A 17964-nucleotide genomic window follows, 5' to 3' on the forward strand; every position below is an offset into this window, starting at 1 on the left:
CCGGCCAGTGGGTTCTCGAAGTGGGGCAGCGTGAGCACTACCTGACCGTCAAACCCCCGTCGACCTGCAGCACTGTGCCGGTCACCCAGCGGGCGTCGTCTGAGGCGAGGTAGACGGCGGCTTCGGCCACGTCCTCGGGTTCGCCGATCCGCTGGGCCGGATACGCGTCGTGGACGTAGTGCTCGTATTCCGCTCGCTGGTCCGCAGTCATCTGCGCGAGATGCGCGCGTTCGAACGTCGGCGTGTGGATTGAGCCGGGTGCGATGGCGTTGACTCGGACGTGCGGAGCGAGCTCGTTGGCCAGCGCCTTGGTGAGCGAGTTGAGCGAGCCGCGGGTGGCCGAATAGACCGAGGACGGGCGGCCGGCGACCATTTTGTCCGCCCAGTAGCTGGAGATGTTCACGATCGCGGTCAGCCGCTCGTGCAACAGCTGAGTCAGCAGCACCGGCACGCGCAGGTTGAGGTGCACCATCGCGTCGAACTGGGACTTGGTGAGTTCGGCCAGCGGCGGCATCTGCGCGAGGCCGACGTTGTTCACGAGCACGTCGACGTCCAGGGATTCGACAGCGGTGACGAGTGCGTCCTCGTCGTTGAGGTCGACGGCGACGGTGCGCGTGTTCGTCAACGTCAAGGCGTCGAGCTTCTGCCTGTCGCGGGCGAGGACCACGAGGTTCGCCCCCTCTCGCGCGAACGCAGTGGCGATGGCAAGGCCAATTCCCTCACTGCCGCCGGTGATCAACGCGGTCTTTCCGGTCAGACGATCCATCGGGTCTCCAAGTCGGCCAGCTGGCGGGCACGGGCGGCGACGACCTGTCGAACCTGCACAGGGTGTTCCCTGGATTTCCGGCTGATCGGCACCACTTCGTCCCTGGGCGTCGAGGCCGCTCGCGCTAGCGCCGCGCCGGGGCCGCCGGACGCACCGGTGAGCAGCCGCACCCGTCTTCTCATGCGGTCGACGCTAGACGGAGAACCATTCTCCGTCTAGCGTGAAGTGCATGGCAGGACTGCGGGCGGACGCCCGGCGAAGTGAGGTGGCACTGGTCGCGGCGGCGCGGGAGGCCATCGCGGAAGTCGGACTTGAGGTGTCGACCAACGAGATCGTCAAACGGGCCAGTGTCGGTCCGGGCACGTTCTACCGGCGCTTCCCGTCCCGGCAGGCGTTGCTCGAGACGATCCTGCTGGAGGTCATCGGCGAACTGGAGGACGAGGCGCGGGCTGCGCTCGAGGATCCCGATCCGGGTCGGGGTTTCGCCGCGCTGTTGCGGGCGTTCACGCTGTCCCAGGTGGAGAACAAGGGGCTGTCGGACGCGCTGACCGCGCAGGGCGGGAGTCTCGAGGCCGACCAGGCGCGCGAACGATTGCGCGATCTCGTTCGCCGGGCGACTGAACGAGCACAACAGGCCGGTGCCGTGCGCCCGGACCTGTCATGGACCGATGTGCCGTTCCTCGCCACCGCCGCAGCCGGGATGACGCAGAACTGTCTGGACCTCCACGCCGGCACCGGCCAGCGAGACCGGGTGCTCGCCATCCTTCTCGCCGGAACCGCGAAGTCCGGGCCCGAACTCCCCGGGAAACCCGCCACCTTCACAGAGTGACGGAAGAGGTTCCCGTCCGGCCCGATTCAGCGCCGTGTCTGGGGATGTGCAGAATCGCGCGCTCCTCCCCGGACGAGGCTGTCGCGTGGCCCGGGACGAGATGGGAACTGGGCACTTTCTACGAACGTCTCGGGTGGAAGGAGATCGGCCGGTGGCCGGGCGCGCTCCGACTCTCCCCCGATGACACGCGCGACGAGATCCTGATGTTCCTCGAACTCTGATCTCGGGCACGCGCGGGAATCGGGGATCAGCGCGTCGTGTCGGCGATGAGGACGGCTGCCAGTGCTCCGTAAACCGTAGCCGCGAAGCGCTCGAGGAGCTTTCGGACGTTGTCTCGTTCGAGCACTCGGGTGCGGAACGTGCCTGCGGCGAAGCCGATTGCGAGATCCACGGCGAGGCCGAGGATTTGCAGCAGCAAGCCGAGCATCAGCAATTGGAGGACCGGATTTCCAGTCGCCTCGCCGAGGAACTGCGGGAGGAACGCCGTGAAGAAGAGCATGATCTTCGGGTTGGAGATGTTCACGATGAAGCCCCGGCGGAACACCCCGGTGTGTTGCGCGGTGGTCACCTCCAAGGGCTCACCGCTGCTCCGCCAGGTCGTCCAGGCGAGATAGGCGAGATAGGCGGCGCCGATCAGCTGGATCGTGTCGATGACTCCGGGTGCTGTGGCGAGGAACGCGCCGAGACCGAGCGCGGTGAGCACCACGTAGACGCTGACTCCGGCGGTGATGCCCACAGCTGCGCGCGCCGCTCCGGTCCGACCGTCGCGGAGCCCGGTGGCGACCATGAACGCCATGTCGGGTCCGGGTGCGAGCAGCAGGACGAGGACGGCAGCGACGAACGGGGGCAGGACGCTCACGTCGATCCAGGCATCACTGGCATTCACGGTCACGCAGGCTACTCGGCGGGGAACCAGCGGGCGGTCAGGTTTCGGCGTGGTTGGCGAGGTTGTCCAGTGAGGACCTGAGGTTCTCCGGCGTGGTGGCGCGGGCGCGGACCAGGCGCTTCTCGTCCTTCAGCTGGGACCAGTCGTAGGTGTGGGTGACCAGGGTGCGCCCCTCGCCGATCGGTTCCAGCTCCCAGCGCCAGAGGTGACCGGCGGGGGGTTGACCGGCGTCCGAGGGGAGCCAGGCGATCAGGCGTCCTTCTTCGAACTCCACGACGCGGTTCTCCCGGATGCCTCCGTTGGTGAGCGTCATGGTGAACACCTCGCCGGTGGCGCGGACGCGCTGACCTGCCGGGGCCTGGGAGAGGTTGTTGTTGCCGTCCCAGTGCGGCTGGTGCGACGGATCGGCGATCAGGTCGAAGATCCGCTCGGCGTCGGCGGCGATCTCGCGTTGACTGCTCACGGTGTAGTCGTTCACGGCATGATTCAAGCAGCCGATCTGCGCGGCCGGAAGCCGTCAGCTGTGGGCGTAGAGGTCGCGGATGAGGCAGACCTCGGACATGTGGTGGATCAGTTCGCGGTGGATGTGCAGGACGAGCTCGGCCAAGGGGGCGTCGGGGTAGGGCTCCTTGTCGCCGACCGGTTCGCGGAGCTGGGCTTCGCTGAGGCCGCTGACTCCCGTGAGCCAGACGTCGAGCTGGGATTCGAGCTGGTGGAGCGCGGTGGCGGCATCGCCCGCGTACTCCCAGGAGTCGTAGTCGGTTTCCGGGGCGCCGAAGTGCGCGGCGTTGCGCATGGCGAGCACGCCGACGATGACGTGCCCGAGCCGCCAGGCGATGGTGGTGAACGGTGCCGGGTCCGGTGCGGGGAAGCCGTAGTCGATCGTGAGGTCGCCGGCCCCTGCCTGGATCTGCGCGTTCGAGGTGCCGCGCGGCCGGACGCTCCAGCTGTTCGGGACCGGCGACCAGAAGTACTCCTCATCGGTGAGTCCTTCGATGCGCGGCCGGATCAGGTTGGTCCAGTGCCACTCCCACTGCTCGCGCAGAGCCTGGGGCCAGTTGAATTCCTTCGCGTCCATGTTCGCCAGCCTGGCACCTGCGGCGGACAACGGCAGCCGTTCGGGCGGTGACCGACCGCGATCGTCGAAGTTGCCGGTGCCGAGCACGCGGATTTCAATGGAAATCATCCAGTCGATTTCCGCGGGAATCGGCGGACGAAGTGACTGGTCCTCAGTAGACGTGATTACTACTCGTGCGTGAAGCACGTTGGGGCGTCCCCGGTTTGGGTGACACGGGGTTCACCGCGGGTAGTGCAGTAGCGTGTGTCGCACCGGTGTGGCGGGTACGTCGATCGGGTCCAGAACTCGCGGGAAACCGTTGGCGCGCAGAAGGTTTCTCGTGCTCAATCCCAGCTGAACCGACATCCCAACAGGAGAGTTGAGGAACGGTGTTTGCGAAACTGACTCGCCGAGTGCTTCTCGCATCGGCCATCATCGCCGGAACCGCCATCGTCCCCGGGGTCGCCAGCGCGGCGCCCGCCGAGAGCACGATGCGCCTGACAGTCCAGGGCCAGGACATCACCGCCACCCAGTTCGGTGAGCTCAAGTGTCACCCGGCCGGGGGCACGCACCAGCACGCCGCGAAGGCCTGCGAGGAGCTGGAGAAGGTCAACGGCGACTTCACCGCCATGCAGGCGAACGTCTCGAAGGTCTGCACCATGCAGTACCAGCCCGTCACCGCGAAGATCGAGGGCAAGTGGCGCGGCAAGGAGATCAACTACACGCAGACGTTCTCCAACAGCTGCACGATGCAGGTCAAGACCGGCGTCGTCTTCGAACTCTGAGGTCCCTGCTCGGCGGGCTCGCGCGAGAGCCCGCCGAGCAGTGCTCTAACGGGTGAAGGTCGCGAGCCAGGAGCGCACGTCCGGGTTCGCCGGGAGCGGCTCCTGCTCGATCCGCTTCGGCTGCAGGCCGCCGGTGGCGAAGGCATCGATCTCGCTGCGGGTCAGCGGCCACGGCGGGCCGTCCACCTCGTCGCCCTCGGCGCGGATTCCCGAGATCACCAGCAGCTCCCCGCCCGGCGCGACCATCGCCGAGACCCGCTCGGTCGCCTCCGCGCGCAACGACAGCGGCATCGACTGCACCGTGATCGACTCCATCACCAGGTCGAAACCGCCGATCCACGCCGCGGGCGGATCGAGCAGATCAGCCGTCACGTAGTCGACGGTGGAACCGGCGTGGCGCGCGCGAGCGTCGCGGATCGCGGTCTCGGAGATGTCGAACGCCGTGGTCCGGAATCCCAGGGAAGCGAGGTACTCGGCGTCCCGCCCGTACCCGCACCCGACCACCAGCGCGGAGCGCCCGGAGCCGTCCACATCTCGTCCCCACCCGGGCAGCAGTCCGTGCGGCGCCTCCAGATCCCAAGGCACCACGGCACTTCCGCCGGAAGCGGCCGCGTAGAGCGGCTCGAACCAGCCCGTGGGCTCGCCTCGGGACAGCGCCTCCCCGGCGAACCTGCTGGCGTCGGCGTCCTTCGGATCCATCGTTCCCCCACTTTCCGCGAACATCAGAACCGCAACATCGTCCCAGACACGTCCACCGAAATACGGGCATCCTGGAGGGCATGCGAACCGTCACCGTGCTCGGCAGCTGCGCGGCCTTCCCGGAGCCGGGCAGGGCCTGCAGCGGGTTCGCGTTGGACTGGAACGGCTTTCGGGTGGTCCTCGACCTGGGCTACGCAACGCTGCCGAGGCTCCTCGATCACTGGCCGGACGGCCGCGTCGACGCCGTGGTGATCACCCACGAGCACCCGGATCACTGCATCGACCTGCACGGGCTGTTCCGGGCGAGGTTCTACGGCGGCGGAGCGAAGCTGCCGTTGTACTGCCCGCCCGGAGTGCTCGACCGGCTCGCGGGGCTGGAACCCGACGTCGACCTGCGAGCGGTCTTCGACGAGCAGCCGCTTCCCGGGGCCTACCGGGTCGGGCCGTTCGAACTGACCGGTCTCGACCTGCCGCACTTCGTGCCCAACGCGGGAATCCGGTTGCAGGACGGCGACTTCGCGGTGGCCTACACCGGTGACACCGGGCCGGACCCGAGCCTCGCCGAACTGGGCCGAGACGCCGACCTGTTCATCGTCGAGGCCACCGAACGTCCAGGTGAGACAGATCTTCCGCAACGCAACCTGCTGACCGCGGCAGAAGCCGGGAGGTGGGCCGAGCTCGCGCACGCGAAAAGGCTGATGCTCACCCACTTCTGGCCGGGCAACGACCGCGGGACAGCCGTGGCCGCAGCACGATCGCAGTTCGGCGGAGAAGTGCTCGCGGCAGAGGAAGGCCTCGCGGTCCCGATCGGTGTCGATCAGTAGGCGCGGCCGGAACCCGCCCGGCGTGCGCGACGGTCAGCTCCGGGAGGGCATCAGGTGGCGACTGAGCGGTCGTGCTGTCTGACGAGCGCTGGTCTGTCCGAGTGACGCCGAACCCAAGGTTCCCACAAAGATCGACACGTCGTGTGATCCTTTGACACCTCGAACTCCAACACGAGTTGAGTCACGTGTTGCCCGACGACATCCTTTGTGGAGTGATGATGCGTTCCAGTCTTGCTGCCCTGCTCGCCGCCGGTGCCCTACTCGCGCTTTCCGGCTCGGCACAAGCAGGCGAGACGGCCGAAGGCGTCCAGCCGAAGCGAAACAATCCCATCTGCGCGAACGATCAGTACGGGACCGCTGCCATTCGCGCTGAGCCGACGACGGGGAGCGCCGCGCTCGGCGCTGTGAACCTCGATTGCAAGCTCGCTTCCAACCCCGAGGTCACGATCTACGCGACGAACGAGGTCGTTGTCGGCGGGACGTACGACTGCGGCGACGGCGTCGTCGGCTCTCGCTGGGTGCACGTGTACGACAGCGCCGATCACCCCACCGCGTTCGCGTGGGTTGCGCGGGAGTGCAGTCACAACCTCCGGCCCTGATCTGACGCGACGAGTGGTGGCTCGGCGCAATGCGGGCCACTACTCGTTCGCCGGCGGCGTGCTCGCATTTCCCGAGGCGTTCCTCGGAACCTGGTGTGGTCAGAGCACCTGGGCGTGAGGCTCGTGGTGGATGGGGAAGTTCACCGATCGGGCGATGAAGCAGACCTCGTGGATCTTCCCGTGCAGCGCGTTCGCCGTCTCGATCATCGAGGTGTCGGTGACGGTCACCTGGGGGCGGAGCGTGACCTCGGTGAGCTGGCCACCGCCTCCGCGCTCGTCCATGGTCATCACGCCGTGGGCGTCGTCGGAGTAGTCGACGACGATGACCCCGGCGTTCGCGGACAGGTGCAGGAACCAGAGCATGTGGCACTGGGCGACCGTCGCGACCAGCAGCTCCTCCGGGTTCCAGCGGGCCGGGTCGCCCCGGAACGCGGGGTCGGCGGAGGCGGCGATCGGTTGCTTCCCGCCGGCCAGGATCTCGTGCGCTCGGCTGAAGGTCCGGTAGGTGTCGGTCCCGGTCCCGAGGTTGCCGGTCCAGTCGATCGAAACGTCGTACCCGTGCGATTCCGCCATGCGGCGAGTCTAGGCAGCGGTCCGGGCGGAAGGCGCTGATGCGAGCTGCGACGGCGCTGCTACGGTCGCTCCGTTCGAGCTGTGACCTGGGGGGACGAGTGGTTTCCAACGCAGCGGACGCGCCTCGGGAGACGAACCGCGCGGGGTTCTTCTCGCAGGCCTTCCGGTTCGGGATCGTCGGCCTCGGCGGGGCGGTCGTCGACTTCAGCAGTCTTCAGCTGATCCTCGTGCTCGGCGTCGTGCCGGAGCTGGCGCGCGTGCTGAGCTTCAGCATCGGCAGCACCGCCGTCTACCTGGTGAACCGCCGCTGGACCTTCACCTCGCGCCGCAACTCGCGCGAGGTGATCACCCTGGCGATCGTGCTGGCGGTGACGTTCGCGCTGGTCGGCGTGGTCAACGCGCTGTCGCTGCAGCTGCTCCCGGAACCCGTCTGGCGGATCACCCTGGCCTGGGCGATTTCTCAAGCCGTGGGGACGGCGTTCAACTTCCTGGCCCAGCGAACTTTCGTCTTCCGCGGATGAGCTGAGCGCTCTCCACCTCGGCGCGGAGGAGGCGGTCTCCGCCGCCTTCGACGACAACGTCGCGTCCCACGCGGTGTCCACCAAGCTCGGCTACCAACCCGACGGCTACCAGCGCCGGGCCGTCAGAGGCCGGCTGACCATCGAGCGGCGGCTGCGCCTGGATCGCGCGCAGTGGGAGCGCCACCGCACCGTCCAGGTCGAGGTCGAAGGCCTCGCCCCCTGCCTACCGCTGATGGGGCTCGGCTCCGGGTGACCCGCGAGAAATGCCGAAAAAGAAAGACCCAGGTGAGGCGGAATGCCTCTGACCTGGGTCTTTGCTCTGAAGAGCGGATGACGGGAATCGAACCCGCGTTCTCAGCTTGGGAAGCTGATGTTCTACCATTGAACTACATCCGCATCGCCGCAACGACTGTCGTTGAAAGCCGACTGCCGTTCGACGCTGCGTAGATTAGCACGGTGGGCGATCAAGATCGACTCAGGCTCCCGATACCCTTGTGGTGTGCTGCTGAGTGATCGGGACCTGCGTAAAGAGCTGGACGAGGGACGTCTCGAACTGGATCCGTTCGACTCGTCGATGATCCAGCCGTCGAGCATCGACGTGCGGCTGGACCGCTACTTCCGGGTCTTCGACAACACCCGGTACACCCACATCGACCCGTCGAAGCAGCAGGACGAGCTGACGTCGCTCGTCGAGGCCGCTGAGGACGAGCCGTTCGTGCTGCACCCGGGCGAGTTCGTGCTCGGCTCGACCTACGAGTCGGTGAAGCTGCCCGACGATCTGGCGAGCCGGTTGGAGGGCAAGTCGTCGCTGGGCCGGTTGGGTCTGCTGACGCACTCCACCGCCGGGTTCATCGACCCGGGCTTCAACGGGCACATCACGCTGGAGCTGTCCAACGTCGCGAACCTGCCGATCACCCTCTGGCCGGGCATGAAGATCGGGCAGCTGTGCCTGCTGCGCCTGTCGAGCCCCGCGGACTTCCCGTACGGCTCGAAGCAGGCGGGTTCGCGCTACCAGGGGCAGCGCGGCCCGACGCCGTCTCGCGCGCACCTCAACTTCCAGGTCACCGACACCCGCCGCTGAGCCGTGGGCGCCGGCACCCGCCGCTGAGCCGTGGCCCGGTTGGGTGGTTCTGTCGCCCGCTCCCAGTTTTAGTCCAAACCGAGCCATGATCATGTCCGAAATGTCTGCTCAGTTATGACTAAAACTGGGAGAGGGTGCGGTGCGGGGTCGGGCGGTGACTGGGTGCGTTCCCAGGGAATGTGACGTTTTGCCAGGTAAGGGTTGTTGCCTGGGGGTTTGAGCCGGGGTGAAACAAATCACCCTGAATCGAGCAAGGCAAGTACGGGGTTCAGAACTTACGATCCCCTGCGCCCGGCGCTCTGGAACGATCCCGCAACGGGGCGGATCGGCGTGTGGGCAAGCGGGAGATTCGATGTCCGCATTGCAGTCGCGTGCCCAGAGCGGAGGCGCCAAGCACCTCGGGCACGTGGTGATGATCGCCGGGGCTGCGGCTCTCGGCGGCTTCTTGTTCGGCTACGACACCTCGGTGATCAACGGTGGTGTCGACGCGATCCAGGAGCACTTCGGCGTCGGTTCGGCGCTGACCGGACTGACCGTGTCCTCGGCGCTGCTGGGTTCGGCCGTCGGTGCCGGCATCGCCGGTGGCCTGGCCGACCGGATCGGCCGGATCCGGGTCATGCAGCTGGCCGCGGTGCTGTTCATCATCAGCGCCATCGGGTCGGCCGTTCCCTTCGCGATCTGGGACCTGGCGATCTGGCGCGTGGTCGGCGGTATCGCCATCGGCATCGCCTCGGTGATCGCCCCTGCCTACATCGCCGAAGTGGCTCCGGCCGAGTACCGGGGCAGGCTCGCCTCGTTGCAGCAGTTGGCGATCGTGCTGGGCATCGCCCTTTCTCAGCTGGTCAACTACGCCCTCGCGGCGTTCGCGGGCGGCAGCGCGTCCGGGATGCTCGGGCCGATCCAGGCCTGGCAGTGGATGCTGGGCGTGGCCGCGGTCCCGGCCGTGGTCTACCTCGTGGTCGCTTCGGCGATCCCGGAGTCGCCGCGTTACCTGGTGGCCGCGGGCAAGATCGACCAGGCGCGGGACGTGCTGGCCAAGATCGAGTCGGGTGACGCCGACGCCAAGATCGCCGAGATCCAGGAAGCCCTGGGCGGCGAGCGCAAGCCCCGGCTCAGCGACCTGCGCGGCAAGGTCGGCCTGCTGCCGATCGTGTGGGTCGGCATGGCCATCGCCGCGCTGCAGCAGTTCGTCGGCATCAACGTGATCTTCTACTACTCGTCGTCGCTGTGGCACTCCGTCGGCATCGACGAGGAGAGCTCGCTTCTGCTGAGCCTGTTCACCTCGATCGTGAACATCATCGGCACGCTCGTGGCCATCGCGCTGGTCGACAAGATCGGCCGCAAGCCGCTGCTGGTGATCGGCTCGGTCGGCATGACCGTGTCGCTGGCGGTGACCGGCTGGGCGTTCAGCTTCGCGCAGGTCGTCGGCGAGGACGCGGTGCTGCCGCCCCAGTGGGGCGTCGTCGCGCTGATCTCGGCGAGCGCGTTCGTGCTGTTCTTCGCCGCCTCCTGGGGCGTCGTGATGTGGGTGCTGCTGGGCGAGATGTTCCCGGCTCGCATCCGCGCCGCCGCGCTGGCCCTGGGCACGGCGACGAACTGGATCGCGAACTGGCTGGTGACGGTGAGCTTCCCGAGCATGCGGGACTGGAACCTGCCGGTCACGTACTTCATCTACGCGGCGTTCGCGGCGCTGTCGGTGGTGTTCGTGGTCAAGTACCTGAAGGAGACCAACGGCCGCTCCCTGGAGGAGATGGGCAGCTGATCCCCTTCCCCGGATCGAGGGCGTCCCCGGCGCAGGGGGACGCCCTCGATCGCGTCTAGGGGAAGTACAGCGCGAGGTCGAAGATCCGGCCGAAGCGCTCGTCGGCGCTCTCGGCGGTGTCGAAGACCGCGAACTGGCTGATGCCGTCCTCCAGCCAGTAGAGGACCGCTCTGCCGTCCAGCTCCATCCCCCAGATCTGGACGTTGCCCGGGTCGGGTGTTCCGTCGATGTTCTTCTCGGCCAAGCCGAAGAGCCTCGGTGTCATGGCGTGGAGCATCCGGGCGGGATCACCCCACCGGGATCACCGCAATCGGGAATCCCGATCCCGGGATCCCGCTGCGATCATGGAAATCGTGCGCACCAGCCCCACGTTCCGGCGACGTCGGCTCGCGCGGCGGATCCGGCGGTTGCGCGAGAGCGCGGGGATCACGCAGGAGCATGCCGCCGCCTCGCTCGACATGTCGACAAGTGCTCTCAGCCGCAAGGAGACCGGCGAGGTCGGCACGTCCGTGCACGAGGTGCGCTCGATGATGGACCTCTACGACGTCTACGACCCGGGCCTGGTCGATCTGGCCAGGTCAGCGAAGGCGAAGCCGTGGTGGCACGCGTACGGCATTACCAGTCGCGGGTATTACGACTTGGAAGAAGAGGCTGTTTCGGTCCGCGATTGGCAGCCGTCGTTCGTGCCGGGATTGCTCCAGACCGAGGACTACGCGCGCGGAGTGTTCGAGGGCGTGAGCGTGCTGGAAGCCGAGGAGATCGACAGAGCGGTGGCCGCGCGGATGCGCCGGCGGCATCGTCTGCACGATTCGGACGCTCCGCTGCACCTCTCGGCGCTGGTCGATGAGTCAGTGCTGCGGCGACCGGTAGGTGGGCCCGCGGTGATGCGCGGGCAGCTCGTCGCGCTCCTGGGATTCATCGACCTCCCGACCGTGGAGCTGCGTGTCTTGCCCGTGGTGGCAGGTGCTCATCGCGGGTTGGAGGGCTCGTTCACCTTGCTCAGCTATGCGGACGTGGACGAGGACGACGTCCTCTTCCTGGAGCACGCGGCCGGTTCGCTGCACATCGACAAGCCAGATGCTGTCTCGACGGCGGCCTCGACCTTCGAGCAGATGCGGGTCAGCGCCTTGAACGACGAGGATTCGGCCGCGCTCATCAGTCGGCTAGTGTCCGACTGCTAACACGAGTGAAGGCGCGGAACCATGGATCTTTCGGATGCCCAGTGGCGCAAGAGCAGTCGTAGCGGCGGCGGTGGCGATGGGAACTGCGTTGAAGTCGCGTTCGTCAGCGAAGCCGTGGCGGTGCGGGATTCCAAGGACCCGGACGGCCCGGCGCTGGCGTTCCCCGCTGATTCCTGGCGGCGGTTCCTGAGCTCCCTCACCGGCCGCTGAACGCGAAGAAGGGCACCTCCCGCGCGGGAGGTGCCCTTCTTCGCGTTTCAGACCGATCAGCTGCTGGCGGGCTCCGCCTCAGCTGCGTCGTCCTGCTTGCCATCGCCGCGCTTGACGGCGTTGAGCAGGAGCTGGGCGACGTCGAGGACCTCGACGGACTCGTCGGCGGCCTGCTCGCTCTTCCGGGTCGTGACGCCGTCGGAGAGCATCACCTTGCAGAACGGGCAGCCCGTGGCGATCTTCGAGGGGGCGGTGCCCAGGGCCTCGTCGACGCGCTCCAGGTTGATCCGCTTGCCGATGCGCTCCTCCATCCACATGCGGGCGCCGCCGGCACCGCAGCACATGGAGCGCTCCTGGTGCCGCGGCATCTCGCGGAAGGTCGCGCCCGCGGCGCCGACCAGGTCGCGCGGCGGCGTGTAGACCTTGTTGTGCCGTCCCAGGAAGCAGGGGTCGTGGTAGGTCACGTCCTCGGCGACCGGGGCGACCGGGGTCAGGCGCTTCTCGCGGACCAGCTTGTTCAGCAGCTGGGTGTGGTGCACGACCTCGTAGTCGCCGCCGAGCTCGGAGTACTCGTTGGCGAGGCTGTTGAAGCAGTGCGCGCAGGTCGCGACGATCTTGCGCTTGCCCGGCTCGCGGCCCTCGAAGACTCCGTTGAGGACCTCGACGTTCTGCTGGGCCATCATCTGGAAGATGAACTCGTTGCCCGCGCGGCGAGCGGGGTCACCGGTGCAGGTCTCCTCCGGGCCCAGCACCTTGTACTTCACGCCCGCCATGTGCAGCAGCTCGGCGACGGCCTGGGTGGTCTTCTTCGCGCGGTCCTCGAAGGCACCGGCGCAGCCGACCCAGAACAGGTACTCGTCGTCGTCGGCGAGCTCACCGTCGAAGACCGGGACCTCGAAGTCCAGGTCCTCGGTCCAGGCCAGCCGGTCCTTGGCGTTCTGGCCCCACGGGTTGCCCTTGTTCTCCAGGTTCTTGAACATCCCGCCGAGCTCGGTCGGGAAGTTCGACTCGATCATGACCTGGTAGCGGCGCATGTCGACGATGTGGTCGACGTGCTCGATGTCGACCGGGCACTGCTCGACGCAGGCACCGCAGGAGGTGCAGGACCACAGCACCTCGGGGTCGATGACGCCCATCTCCTCCGGGCCGCCGACCAGCGGGCGCTCGGCCTCGGCCAGCGCCAGCGCGTTGATCCCGGCCAGCTTCTCCTCGGCGCCGTCACCGGTGATGCCGACCTCGTCGCCTGCCATGTCCTTGCTGCCACCGGCCAGCAGGTACGGGGCCTTCGCGTAGGCGTGGTCCCGCAGCTGGGTGATCATCATCTTCGGCGACAGCGGCTTGCCGGTGTTCCAGGCGGGGCACTGCGACTGGCAACGACCGCACTCGGTGCAGGTCGTGAAGTCCAGCCAGCCCTTCCAGGAGAAGTCCTCGATCTTGCCGGCGCCGAACACGTCCTCGTCCGGGTCGGCCTCCTCGAAGTCCAGCGGCTTGCCGCCCGACATCATCGGCTTGACCGCGCCCAGGGCGACGTCGCCGTCGTCCTCGCGCTTGAAGTAGATGTTGAAGAACGCGGAGAAGCGGTGCCAGGCCACACCCATCGTCATGGTGCGGGCGACGACGATCAGCCAGATGGTGGCGCTCATCAGCTTGATGAAGGCGAACACCGAGACCAGGTTCTCGCTGGCGGGCAGCAGCTGCCCGATCGGGCCCGAGGCGAACTCGGCCCACAGCGGCATCTCGTGCACGCCCAGCGCGGCCTTGGCGGCGCGGACACCGATGATGCCGATGCCCTCGACGAGCACCACGGCCTCGATGAAGTAGGCCCACTTGAAGTTGGAGCCCTGGAAGCGCGAGACGCGCCCGGCCTTGCGCGGGTGGTTGGCCTGGCGGATCGCCATCAGCACCAGGATGCCGACGATCGTGCCGACGCCCAGGAACTCCATCACGAAGTGGAAGATCGCCAGGTCGTCGAGGATCGGCCAGCCCCAGGTGGGGACGAAGACCTCGCCGTAGGCCTCGAACAGGGCAAGGGAGCCGAGCAGGAAGCCCCACATGACCAGCCAGTGCCACACACCGACGTTGCGGAACTTGTTCATCCGGGTGTGCGCGGCGAACTCCTTGACCAGCGTGGCCAGACGCGCGAGAGCCGGAGCGTTCCGGGTGCCGTCGGGTTGCCCGAGGCGGATGATCCGCACGAATCGGGCGATGGTCATGGCGAACATGCTCCACGCGACGACGCCGAGCGCGACTGAGATCGCGCCAAGCGTGATCTGCACAGCACCCATGCTCGTGGCCTCCTGTTTCGGGGGTTGTCCGTTTGGGGAGCGTACGCCCTGTTACCCGCTGGTAACCACGGGGGCCTGGGCGCGAATTTCGGGAACAGTCGGTGATTCTGCGAGACCCCGGGTCGAAAAACTACTTGGGCATTCGTTCAGGTTTCTGCTATTTTCGCTGCAGCGGCGACCGGAGCGCGGTCATCCGGGGTGCCGGGTGTTTCTGGAGTTGTCGCTGTTGAACGCCCGGGGCGACCAGGGGCGCGATCGCGGTTCCACCACCGCGGCGGTGCCGATCAAGGCAAACTGATGAGACGATGTGCGATTTTCGCCACGTCATTGATCGGGTGAACGTGACGGCCGGTCAATCGACACCTGGGGGTGAGGGCATGGTCGAGCCGAACGACGGGGGCATGCGGGCGTCCGACTCCGACCGCGACGAGGTCGCCGGGCGGCTGCGAGCCGGGCTGGACGAGGGACGTCTGACCGTCACCGAGTACGACGAGCGGCTCCAGCGCGCCTACGCGGCGGCCACGCTCGGCGAGCTGCGGCCGCTGACCAGCGATCTCCCCGTTCCCCAGCCGTCCGCCGAGGTCGTCGCCCGCGACGAGCACAAGGCGAAGGTGTCCAAGGAGTGGCGGGATTGGGCGGGCGGAGCGGTCGTCATGATCGCGATCTGGGGTGTGACCTCGGCCGTGTCCGGTGACCTCAAGTTCTTCTGGCCGGCGATCCCGATCGTCATCTGGGCGGCCTTCTCCGTGGCCATGACGATCGAAGGTCCGGGCAAGAGGCACGACGACGACTGACCCCCGCTCTCCCGGGGCGGGGCACCCGTGCGTTCAAGAAGTTGGGCGATCGCCCATGTTTCTCGGAGGAGGGTCCGTGGCGTACCTGCTGCTGGTGCTGGCCATTTGCAGCGAAGTCGTGGGGACGGTGTCGCTGAAGCTGTCCGAAGGCTTCAGCAAGCTCGTCCCGTCGGTGGCGGTCGTGATCGGGTACGCGATCGCGTTCACCGCCATGAGCGCCGTGCTGAAGCTCGGACTGCCCGTCGGCGTCGTCTACGCGATCTGGGCGGGAGCGGGGGTCGCGCTGGTGGCCATCATCGGCGTGGTCTTCTTGGGCGAGTCCATCACTGCGGTGCAGGTCGCCGGCATCGCGTTGATCATCGGAGGTGTCATCGCACTGGAACTGGGAGGCGCGCATTGACGGAGGTGACCGACGGACGGCGGCTCAAGGGCGAACGCCGCCGCCGCGCGATCGTGGACGCGGCCCTGCGGATCGTGGCCCGCGAGGGCGTCGGCGCGGTCACGCACCGCAACGTCGCACGTGAGGCGGGCGTCCCGCCGGCGTCGATCGCGTACTACTTCGACGGCATCGACGACCTGCTGGTCGCCAGCCTCCTGGACAGCTGCAACGGGCTCGTCGAGCAGATCATGGCCGTGCGCGAGGAGGTCACCGACAACGCCCAGTGGCCGCGCGCCGTCGCCGAACTGCTCGTCCGCATGATCCGGGATCACCGCGAGCGCACGCTCGGCGAGTACGAGCTCTACCTGCTCGCCGCTCGCAGGCCCGCGCTGCGCCCCGCCGCTCGTCGCTGGATCGAGCTCATCCGGGGCAGCATCAACAACGGCCAGGGCGGCGACGACCCGGTCATCACCGCCTTCATCGCGGGCATGGACGGACTCCTCCTCCAGGCCCTCATCGCCGACGAATCCCCCGAGGTCGACGACCTCGAACCGGTGCTCCGCTTCCTCATGCACCCGTACGACTACCTCGGCGCCCAGCCCTCGGCCTGAAGTCCGGGCCCCGGCCCGGGGGATCTTCCGGCGTGTCGGCTGGGTCACGCGGCAGCTGCTTCGGGAACTGATCCTGCTGGTCAGGCGTTGTCCTGGCAGAAAGCTTGAGCGGCACTTGCTCAACCCCGTTTGACGGTGCGCAAGTGTTCTGGGTAAAACTTGAGCGAGCAAGGCTCAAGAGATCGAAGCGGCTCTTGAGCGCACTGACTAGGTACTGGAGGAACACCCATGGCGCGAGCGGTCGGCATCGACCTGGGGACGACCAACTCCGTCGTTTCCGTCCTGGAGGGCGGTGAAGCGACGGTGATCGCCAACTCCGAGGGCTCGCGGACCACGCCGTCCATCGTGGCCTTCGCGAAGAACGGCGAGATCCTCACCGGTCAGCCCGCGAAGAACCAGGCGGTCACCAACGTTGACCGCACCATCCGGTCGGTCAAGCGCCACATGGGCACCGACTGGAAGGTCGGCATCGACGAGAAGGACTACACGCCGCAGGAGATCTCCGCGCGGGTCCTGATGAAGCTCAAGCGCGATGCCGAGGCCTACCTGGGCGAAGAGGTGACCGACGCGGTCATCACCGTCCCCGCCTACTTCGAGGACGCGCAGCGGCAGGCCACCAAGGAAGCCGGCCAGATCGCCGGGCTCGACGTGCTGCGGATCGTCAACGAGCCGACCGCGGCAGCGCTGGCCTACGGCCTGGACAAGGGCGAGTCCGACCAGACGATCCTGGTCTTCGACCTCGGTGGCGGCACCTTCGACGTGTCGCTGCTGGAGATCGGCGAGGGCGTCGTCGAGGTCCGCGCCACCTCCGGTGACAACCACCTCGGTGGCGACGACTGGGACGAGCGCATCGTCGAGTGGCTGGTCGAGAAGTTCAAGTCGTCCAACGGGATCGACCTGACCAAGGACCGCATGGCCATGCAGCGGATCAAGGAAGCCGCGGAGAAGGCCAAGATCGAGCTGTCCTCCTCGTCGACCGCGGGCATCAACCTGCCCTACATCACCGTCGACGGTGACAAGAACCCGCTGTTCCTGGACGAGACGCTGTCCCGCGCCGAGTTCCAGCGGATCACCTCCGACCTGCTCGAGCGCTGCCGCAAGCCGTTCGAGGCCGTCATCCGCGACGCGGGCATCAAGCTCTCCGAGATGGACCACGTCGTGCTCGTCGGTGGTTCCACCCGCATGCCCGCCGTGTCCGAGCTGGTCAAGGACCTGACCGGCGGCCGCGAGGCGAACAAGGGCGTCAACCCGGACGAGGTCGTCGCGGTCGGCGCCAGCCTGCAGGCCGGTGTGCTGCGCGGTGAGGTCAAGGACGTCCTGCTGCTCGACGTCACCCCGCTGTCCCTGGGCATCGAGACCAAGGGCGGCATCATGACCAAGCTGATCGAGCGCAACACCACGATCCCGACCAAGCGCTCCGAGACCTTCACGACCGCGGACGACAACCAGCCGTCGGTGCAGATCCAGGTCTTCCAGGGCGAGCGCGAGATCGCCGCGCACAACAAGAAGCTCGGCATGTTCGAGCTGACCGGCCTGCCGCCGGCGCCGCGCGGTGTGCCGCAGATCGAGGTCGCCTTCGACATCGACGCCAACGGCATCGTGCACGTCTCCGCCAAGGACCACGGCACCGGCAAGGAGCAGTCGATGACGATCACCGGCGGCTCCGCGCTGCCGAAGGACGACATCGAGCGCATGGTCTCCGACGCCGAGGCCCACGCCGAGGAGGACAAGAAGCGTCGCGAGGAGGCCGAGGCCCGCAACCAGGCCGAGACGCTGGTCTACCAGACCGAGAAGGTCCTCAAGGAGAACGACGAGAAGCTGCCCGAGGAGACCAAGACCAAGGTCCAGGGCGCGATCGACGAGGTCAACGAGGCGCTCAAGGGCGAGGACGTCGACGCCATCTCCGGCGCCGTGGAGAAGCTCGCCACCGAGTCGCAGGCGCTGGGCCAGGCCCTCTACGCCGACGCCGGTGCCGACGCCGCGGGTGCCGCGGGTGCGGGTGCTGGTGACGCCGCTGGTGAGGCCGGTGCCGGTTCCGCCAGCTCGTCGGCCAAGGACGACGACGTCGTGGACGCCGAGATCGTCGACGACGAGGACGAGAAGAAGAAGTGACTTCGGACAG

At 67.5% G+C, this 17964-nt stretch carries 24 protein-coding genes and 1 tRNA gene; 15 read left to right on the forward strand and 10 right to left on the reverse strand.

Going from position 1 to position 17964, the window contains the following annotated elements; all coding sequences use genetic code 11:
- Nucleotides 1–37: 37 nt before the first annotated feature.
- Entirely contained in the window at nucleotides 38–766 is a 729-nt protein-coding gene (locus tag FHU35_RS17205; protein ID WP_145740853.1) for an SDR family NAD(P)-dependent oxidoreductase, read from the reverse strand.
- Nucleotides 754–948 carry a hypothetical protein gene (locus FHU35_RS29335; protein WP_186459472.1) on the reverse strand — a complete coding sequence of 65 codons (195 nt, stop codon included), beginning with the start codon at nucleotides 946–948 and terminating at the stop codon, nucleotides 754–756. The genes FHU35_RS17205 and FHU35_RS29335 overlap by 13 nt, the downstream gene beginning before the upstream one ends.
- Nucleotides 949–1031: 83 nt before the next feature.
- On the opposite strand from FHU35_RS29335, the gene FHU35_RS17210 reads away from it, so the two are divergent.
- Both FHU35_RS17210 and FHU35_RS17215 read left to right on the forward strand, forming a co-directional pair.
- A complete protein-coding gene (locus FHU35_RS17210; protein WP_222429412.1) occupies nucleotides 1032–1595 on the forward strand; it encodes a TetR/AcrR family transcriptional regulator in 564 nt (187 codons plus the stop codon).
- Nucleotides 1592–1816 carry a GNAT family N-acetyltransferase gene (locus tag FHU35_RS17215; protein WP_145740857.1) on the forward strand — a complete coding sequence of 75 codons (225 nt, stop codon included), beginning with the start codon at nucleotides 1592–1594 and terminating at the stop codon, nucleotides 1814–1816. Before FHU35_RS17210 ends, FHU35_RS17215 begins: the two co-directional genes overlap by 4 nt.
- Nucleotides 1817–1842: 26 nt before the next feature.
- Here FHU35_RS17215 and FHU35_RS17220 read toward each other — a convergent pair whose 3' ends face one another.
- The 3 genes from FHU35_RS17220 to FHU35_RS17230 are packed head-to-tail and all read right to left on the reverse strand — an operon-like array spanning nucleotide 1843 to nucleotide 3559.
- Nucleotides 1843–2481 carry a LysE family translocator gene (locus FHU35_RS17220; RefSeq protein WP_145740859.1) on the reverse strand — a complete coding sequence of 213 codons (639 nt, stop codon included), beginning with the start codon at nucleotides 2479–2481 and terminating at the stop codon, nucleotides 1843–1845.
- A 37-nt stretch (nucleotides 2482–2518) separates the two neighbouring features.
- Nucleotides 2519–2959 carry an SRPBCC family protein gene (locus tag FHU35_RS17225; RefSeq protein ID WP_145740861.1) on the reverse strand — a complete coding sequence of 147 codons (441 nt, stop codon included), beginning with the start codon at nucleotides 2957–2959 and terminating at the stop codon, nucleotides 2519–2521.
- Nucleotides 2960–2998: 39 nt separating this feature from the next.
- A complete protein-coding gene (locus FHU35_RS17230; RefSeq protein WP_145741489.1) occupies nucleotides 2999–3559 on the reverse strand; it encodes a DinB family protein in 561 nt (186 codons plus the stop codon).
- Nucleotides 3560–3951: 392 nt separating this feature from the next.
- Here FHU35_RS17230 and FHU35_RS17235 point away from each other — a divergent pair, with 392 nt between their 5' ends.
- Entirely contained in the window at nucleotides 3952–4323 is a 372-nt protein-coding gene (locus tag FHU35_RS17235; RefSeq protein WP_145740863.1) for an SSI family serine proteinase inhibitor, read from the forward strand.
- Between the two features lie 45 nt (nucleotides 4324–4368).
- On the opposite strand, the gene FHU35_RS17240 is transcribed toward FHU35_RS17235, so the two are convergent.
- Nucleotides 4369–5022, reverse strand: a complete 654-nt coding sequence (locus FHU35_RS17240; protein WP_145740865.1) for a class I SAM-dependent methyltransferase — start codon at nucleotides 5020–5022, stop codon at nucleotides 4369–4371.
- Between the two features lie 80 nt (nucleotides 5023–5102).
- Between FHU35_RS17240 and FHU35_RS17245 the strand changes: the two genes are divergently transcribed.
- Together FHU35_RS17245 and FHU35_RS17250 are read left to right on the forward strand one after the other, a co-directional pair.
- Entirely contained in the window at nucleotides 5103–5846 is a 744-nt protein-coding gene (locus tag FHU35_RS17245; protein ID WP_145740868.1) for an MBL fold metallo-hydrolase, read from the forward strand.
- 188 nt (nucleotides 5847–6034) lie between these two features.
- The gene (locus FHU35_RS17250; RefSeq protein ID WP_145740870.1) at nucleotides 6035–6445 is read left to right on the forward strand and encodes a hypothetical protein; all 411 of its coding nucleotides are present in this window, start codon (nucleotides 6035–6037) and stop codon (nucleotides 6443–6445) included.
- A gap of 99 nt (nucleotides 6446–6544) precedes the next feature.
- On the opposite strand, the gene FHU35_RS17255 is transcribed toward FHU35_RS17250, so the two are convergent.
- Nucleotides 6545–7018 carry an OsmC family protein gene (locus FHU35_RS17255; RefSeq protein WP_145740877.1) on the reverse strand — a complete coding sequence of 158 codons (474 nt, stop codon included), beginning with the start codon at nucleotides 7016–7018 and terminating at the stop codon, nucleotides 6545–6547.
- 98 nt (nucleotides 7019–7116) lie between these two features.
- Between FHU35_RS17255 and FHU35_RS17260 the strand changes: the two genes are divergently transcribed.
- The gene (locus FHU35_RS17260; protein ID WP_186459473.1) at nucleotides 7117–7539 is read left to right on the forward strand and encodes a GtrA family protein; all 423 of its coding nucleotides are present in this window, start codon (nucleotides 7117–7119) and stop codon (nucleotides 7537–7539) included.
- A 73-nt stretch (nucleotides 7540–7612) separates the two neighbouring features.
- Nucleotides 7613–7792, forward strand: a complete 180-nt coding sequence (locus FHU35_RS29340) for a hypothetical protein (protein ID WP_186459474.1) — start codon at nucleotides 7613–7615, stop codon at nucleotides 7790–7792.
- A 72-nt stretch (nucleotides 7793–7864) separates the two neighbouring features.
- On the opposite strand, the gene FHU35_RS17270 is transcribed toward FHU35_RS29340, so the two are convergent.
- A tRNA-Gly gene (locus tag FHU35_RS17270) sits at nucleotides 7865–7935 on the reverse strand.
- A gap of 103 nt (nucleotides 7936–8038) precedes the next feature.
- On the opposite strand from FHU35_RS17270, the gene dcd reads away from it, so the two are divergent.
- Together dcd and FHU35_RS17280 are read left to right on the forward strand one after the other, a co-directional pair.
- Nucleotides 8039–8620, forward strand: coding sequence for a dCTP deaminase (gene dcd, locus FHU35_RS17275; protein ID WP_145740883.1), 582 nt, complete (start codon nucleotides 8039–8041; stop codon nucleotides 8618–8620).
- Nucleotides 8621–8972: 352 nt separating this feature from the next.
- Entirely contained in the window at nucleotides 8973–10382 is a 1410-nt protein-coding gene (locus FHU35_RS17280) for a sugar porter family MFS transporter (RefSeq protein WP_145740885.1), read from the forward strand.
- Between the two features lie 55 nt (nucleotides 10383–10437).
- Here FHU35_RS17280 and FHU35_RS17285 read toward each other — a convergent pair whose 3' ends face one another.
- Complete coding sequence (locus FHU35_RS17285; RefSeq protein WP_145740887.1) at nucleotides 10438–10647, reverse strand: hypothetical protein; 210 nt, start codon at nucleotides 10645–10647, stop codon at nucleotides 10438–10440.
- 79 nt (nucleotides 10648–10726) lie between these two features.
- On the opposite strand from FHU35_RS17285, the gene FHU35_RS17290 reads away from it, so the two are divergent.
- Entirely contained in the window at nucleotides 10727–11563 is an 837-nt protein-coding gene (locus FHU35_RS17290; protein WP_246110372.1) for a helix-turn-helix domain-containing protein, read from the forward strand.
- Between the two features lie 21 nt (nucleotides 11564–11584).
- The gene (locus tag FHU35_RS17295; protein ID WP_145740890.1) at nucleotides 11585–11773 is read left to right on the forward strand and encodes a DUF397 domain-containing protein; all 189 of its coding nucleotides are present in this window, start codon (nucleotides 11585–11587) and stop codon (nucleotides 11771–11773) included.
- A 56-nt stretch (nucleotides 11774–11829) separates the two neighbouring features.
- On the opposite strand, the gene FHU35_RS17300 is transcribed toward FHU35_RS17295, so the two are convergent.
- A complete protein-coding gene (locus FHU35_RS17300; protein WP_145740892.1) occupies nucleotides 11830–14058 on the reverse strand; it encodes a (Fe-S)-binding protein in 2229 nt (742 codons plus the stop codon).
- A 377-nt stretch (nucleotides 14059–14435) separates the two neighbouring features.
- Here FHU35_RS17300 and FHU35_RS17305 point away from each other — a divergent pair, with 377 nt between their 5' ends.
- The 4 genes from FHU35_RS17305 (at nucleotide 14436) to dnaK (ending at nucleotide 17954) form a co-directional block, all read left to right on the forward strand.
- Nucleotides 14436–14852 carry a DUF1707 SHOCT-like domain-containing protein gene (locus FHU35_RS17305; protein ID WP_145740894.1) on the forward strand — a complete coding sequence of 139 codons (417 nt, stop codon included), beginning with the start codon at nucleotides 14436–14438 and terminating at the stop codon, nucleotides 14850–14852.
- A 76-nt stretch (nucleotides 14853–14928) separates the two neighbouring features.
- Nucleotides 14929–15252, forward strand: a complete 324-nt coding sequence (locus FHU35_RS17310) for a DMT family transporter (protein ID WP_145740895.1) — start codon at nucleotides 14929–14931, stop codon at nucleotides 15250–15252.
- A gap of 5 nt (nucleotides 15253–15257) precedes the next feature.
- Nucleotides 15258–15842, forward strand: a complete 585-nt coding sequence (locus FHU35_RS17315) for a TetR/AcrR family transcriptional regulator (RefSeq protein ID WP_246110405.1) — start codon at nucleotides 15258–15260, stop codon at nucleotides 15840–15842.
- A gap of 228 nt (nucleotides 15843–16070) precedes the next feature.
- Nucleotides 16071–17954: a molecular chaperone DnaK gene (dnaK, locus tag FHU35_RS17320; RefSeq protein ID WP_145740900.1), complete on the forward strand. Its 1884-nt coding sequence runs from the start codon at nucleotides 16071–16073 to the stop codon at nucleotides 17952–17954.
- The last annotated feature ends 10 nt before the right edge of the window (nucleotides 17955–17964 follow it).

Origin of the sequence: Saccharopolyspora dendranthemae, from assembly GCF_007829955.1 — a bacterium.
In the GTDB taxonomy this organism is placed as follows: domain Bacteria; phylum Actinomycetota; class Actinomycetes; order Mycobacteriales; family Pseudonocardiaceae; genus Saccharopolyspora; species Saccharopolyspora dendranthemae.

Bases quoted from the DNA above. Each gene is read 5' to 3' on its own strand.
- FHU35_RS17205 (WP_145740853.1), bottom strand. From the start codon at position 766: ATGGATCGTCTGACCGGAAAGACCGCGTTGATCACCGGCGGCAGTGAG.
- FHU35_RS17305 (WP_145740894.1), top strand. From the start codon at position 14,436: ATGGTCGAGCCGAACGACGGGGGCATGCGGGCGTCCGACTCCGACCGC.
- FHU35_RS17255 (WP_145740877.1), bottom strand. From the start codon at position 7,018: ATGGCGGAATCGCACGGGTACGACGTTTCGATCGACTGGACCGGCAAC.
- FHU35_RS17245 (WP_145740868.1), top strand. From the start codon at position 5,103: ATGCGAACCGTCACCGTGCTCGGCAGCTGCGCGGCCTTCCCGGAGCCG.
- FHU35_RS17300 (WP_145740892.1), bottom strand. From the start codon at position 14,058: ATGGGTGCTGTGCAGATCACGCTTGGCGCGATCTCAGTCGCGCTCGGC.
- FHU35_RS17295 (WP_145740890.1), top strand. From the start codon at position 11,585: ATGGATCTTTCGGATGCCCAGTGGCGCAAGAGCAGTCGTAGCGGCGGC.
- FHU35_RS17240 (WP_145740865.1), bottom strand. From the start codon at position 5,022: ATGGATCCGAAGGACGCCGACGCCAGCAGGTTCGCCGGGGAGGCGCTG.
- FHU35_RS17280 (WP_145740885.1), top strand. From the start codon at position 8,973: ATGTCCGCATTGCAGTCGCGTGCCCAGAGCGGAGGCGCCAAGCACCTC.
- FHU35_RS17285 (WP_145740887.1), bottom strand. From the start codon at position 10,647: ATGACACCGAGGCTCTTCGGCTTGGCCGAGAAGAACATCGACGGAACA.
- FHU35_RS29335 (WP_186459472.1), bottom strand. From the start codon at position 948: ATGAGAAGACGGGTGCGGCTGCTCACCGGTGCGTCCGGCGGCCCCGGC.
- FHU35_RS17230 (WP_145741489.1), bottom strand. From the start codon at position 3,559: ATGGACGCGAAGGAATTCAACTGGCCCCAGGCTCTGCGCGAGCAGTGG.
- dnaK (WP_145740900.1), top strand. From the start codon at position 16,071: ATGGCGCGAGCGGTCGGCATCGACCTGGGGACGACCAACTCCGTCGTT.
- FHU35_RS17290 (WP_246110372.1), top strand. From the start codon at position 10,727: ATGGAAATCGTGCGCACCAGCCCCACGTTCCGGCGACGTCGGCTCGCG.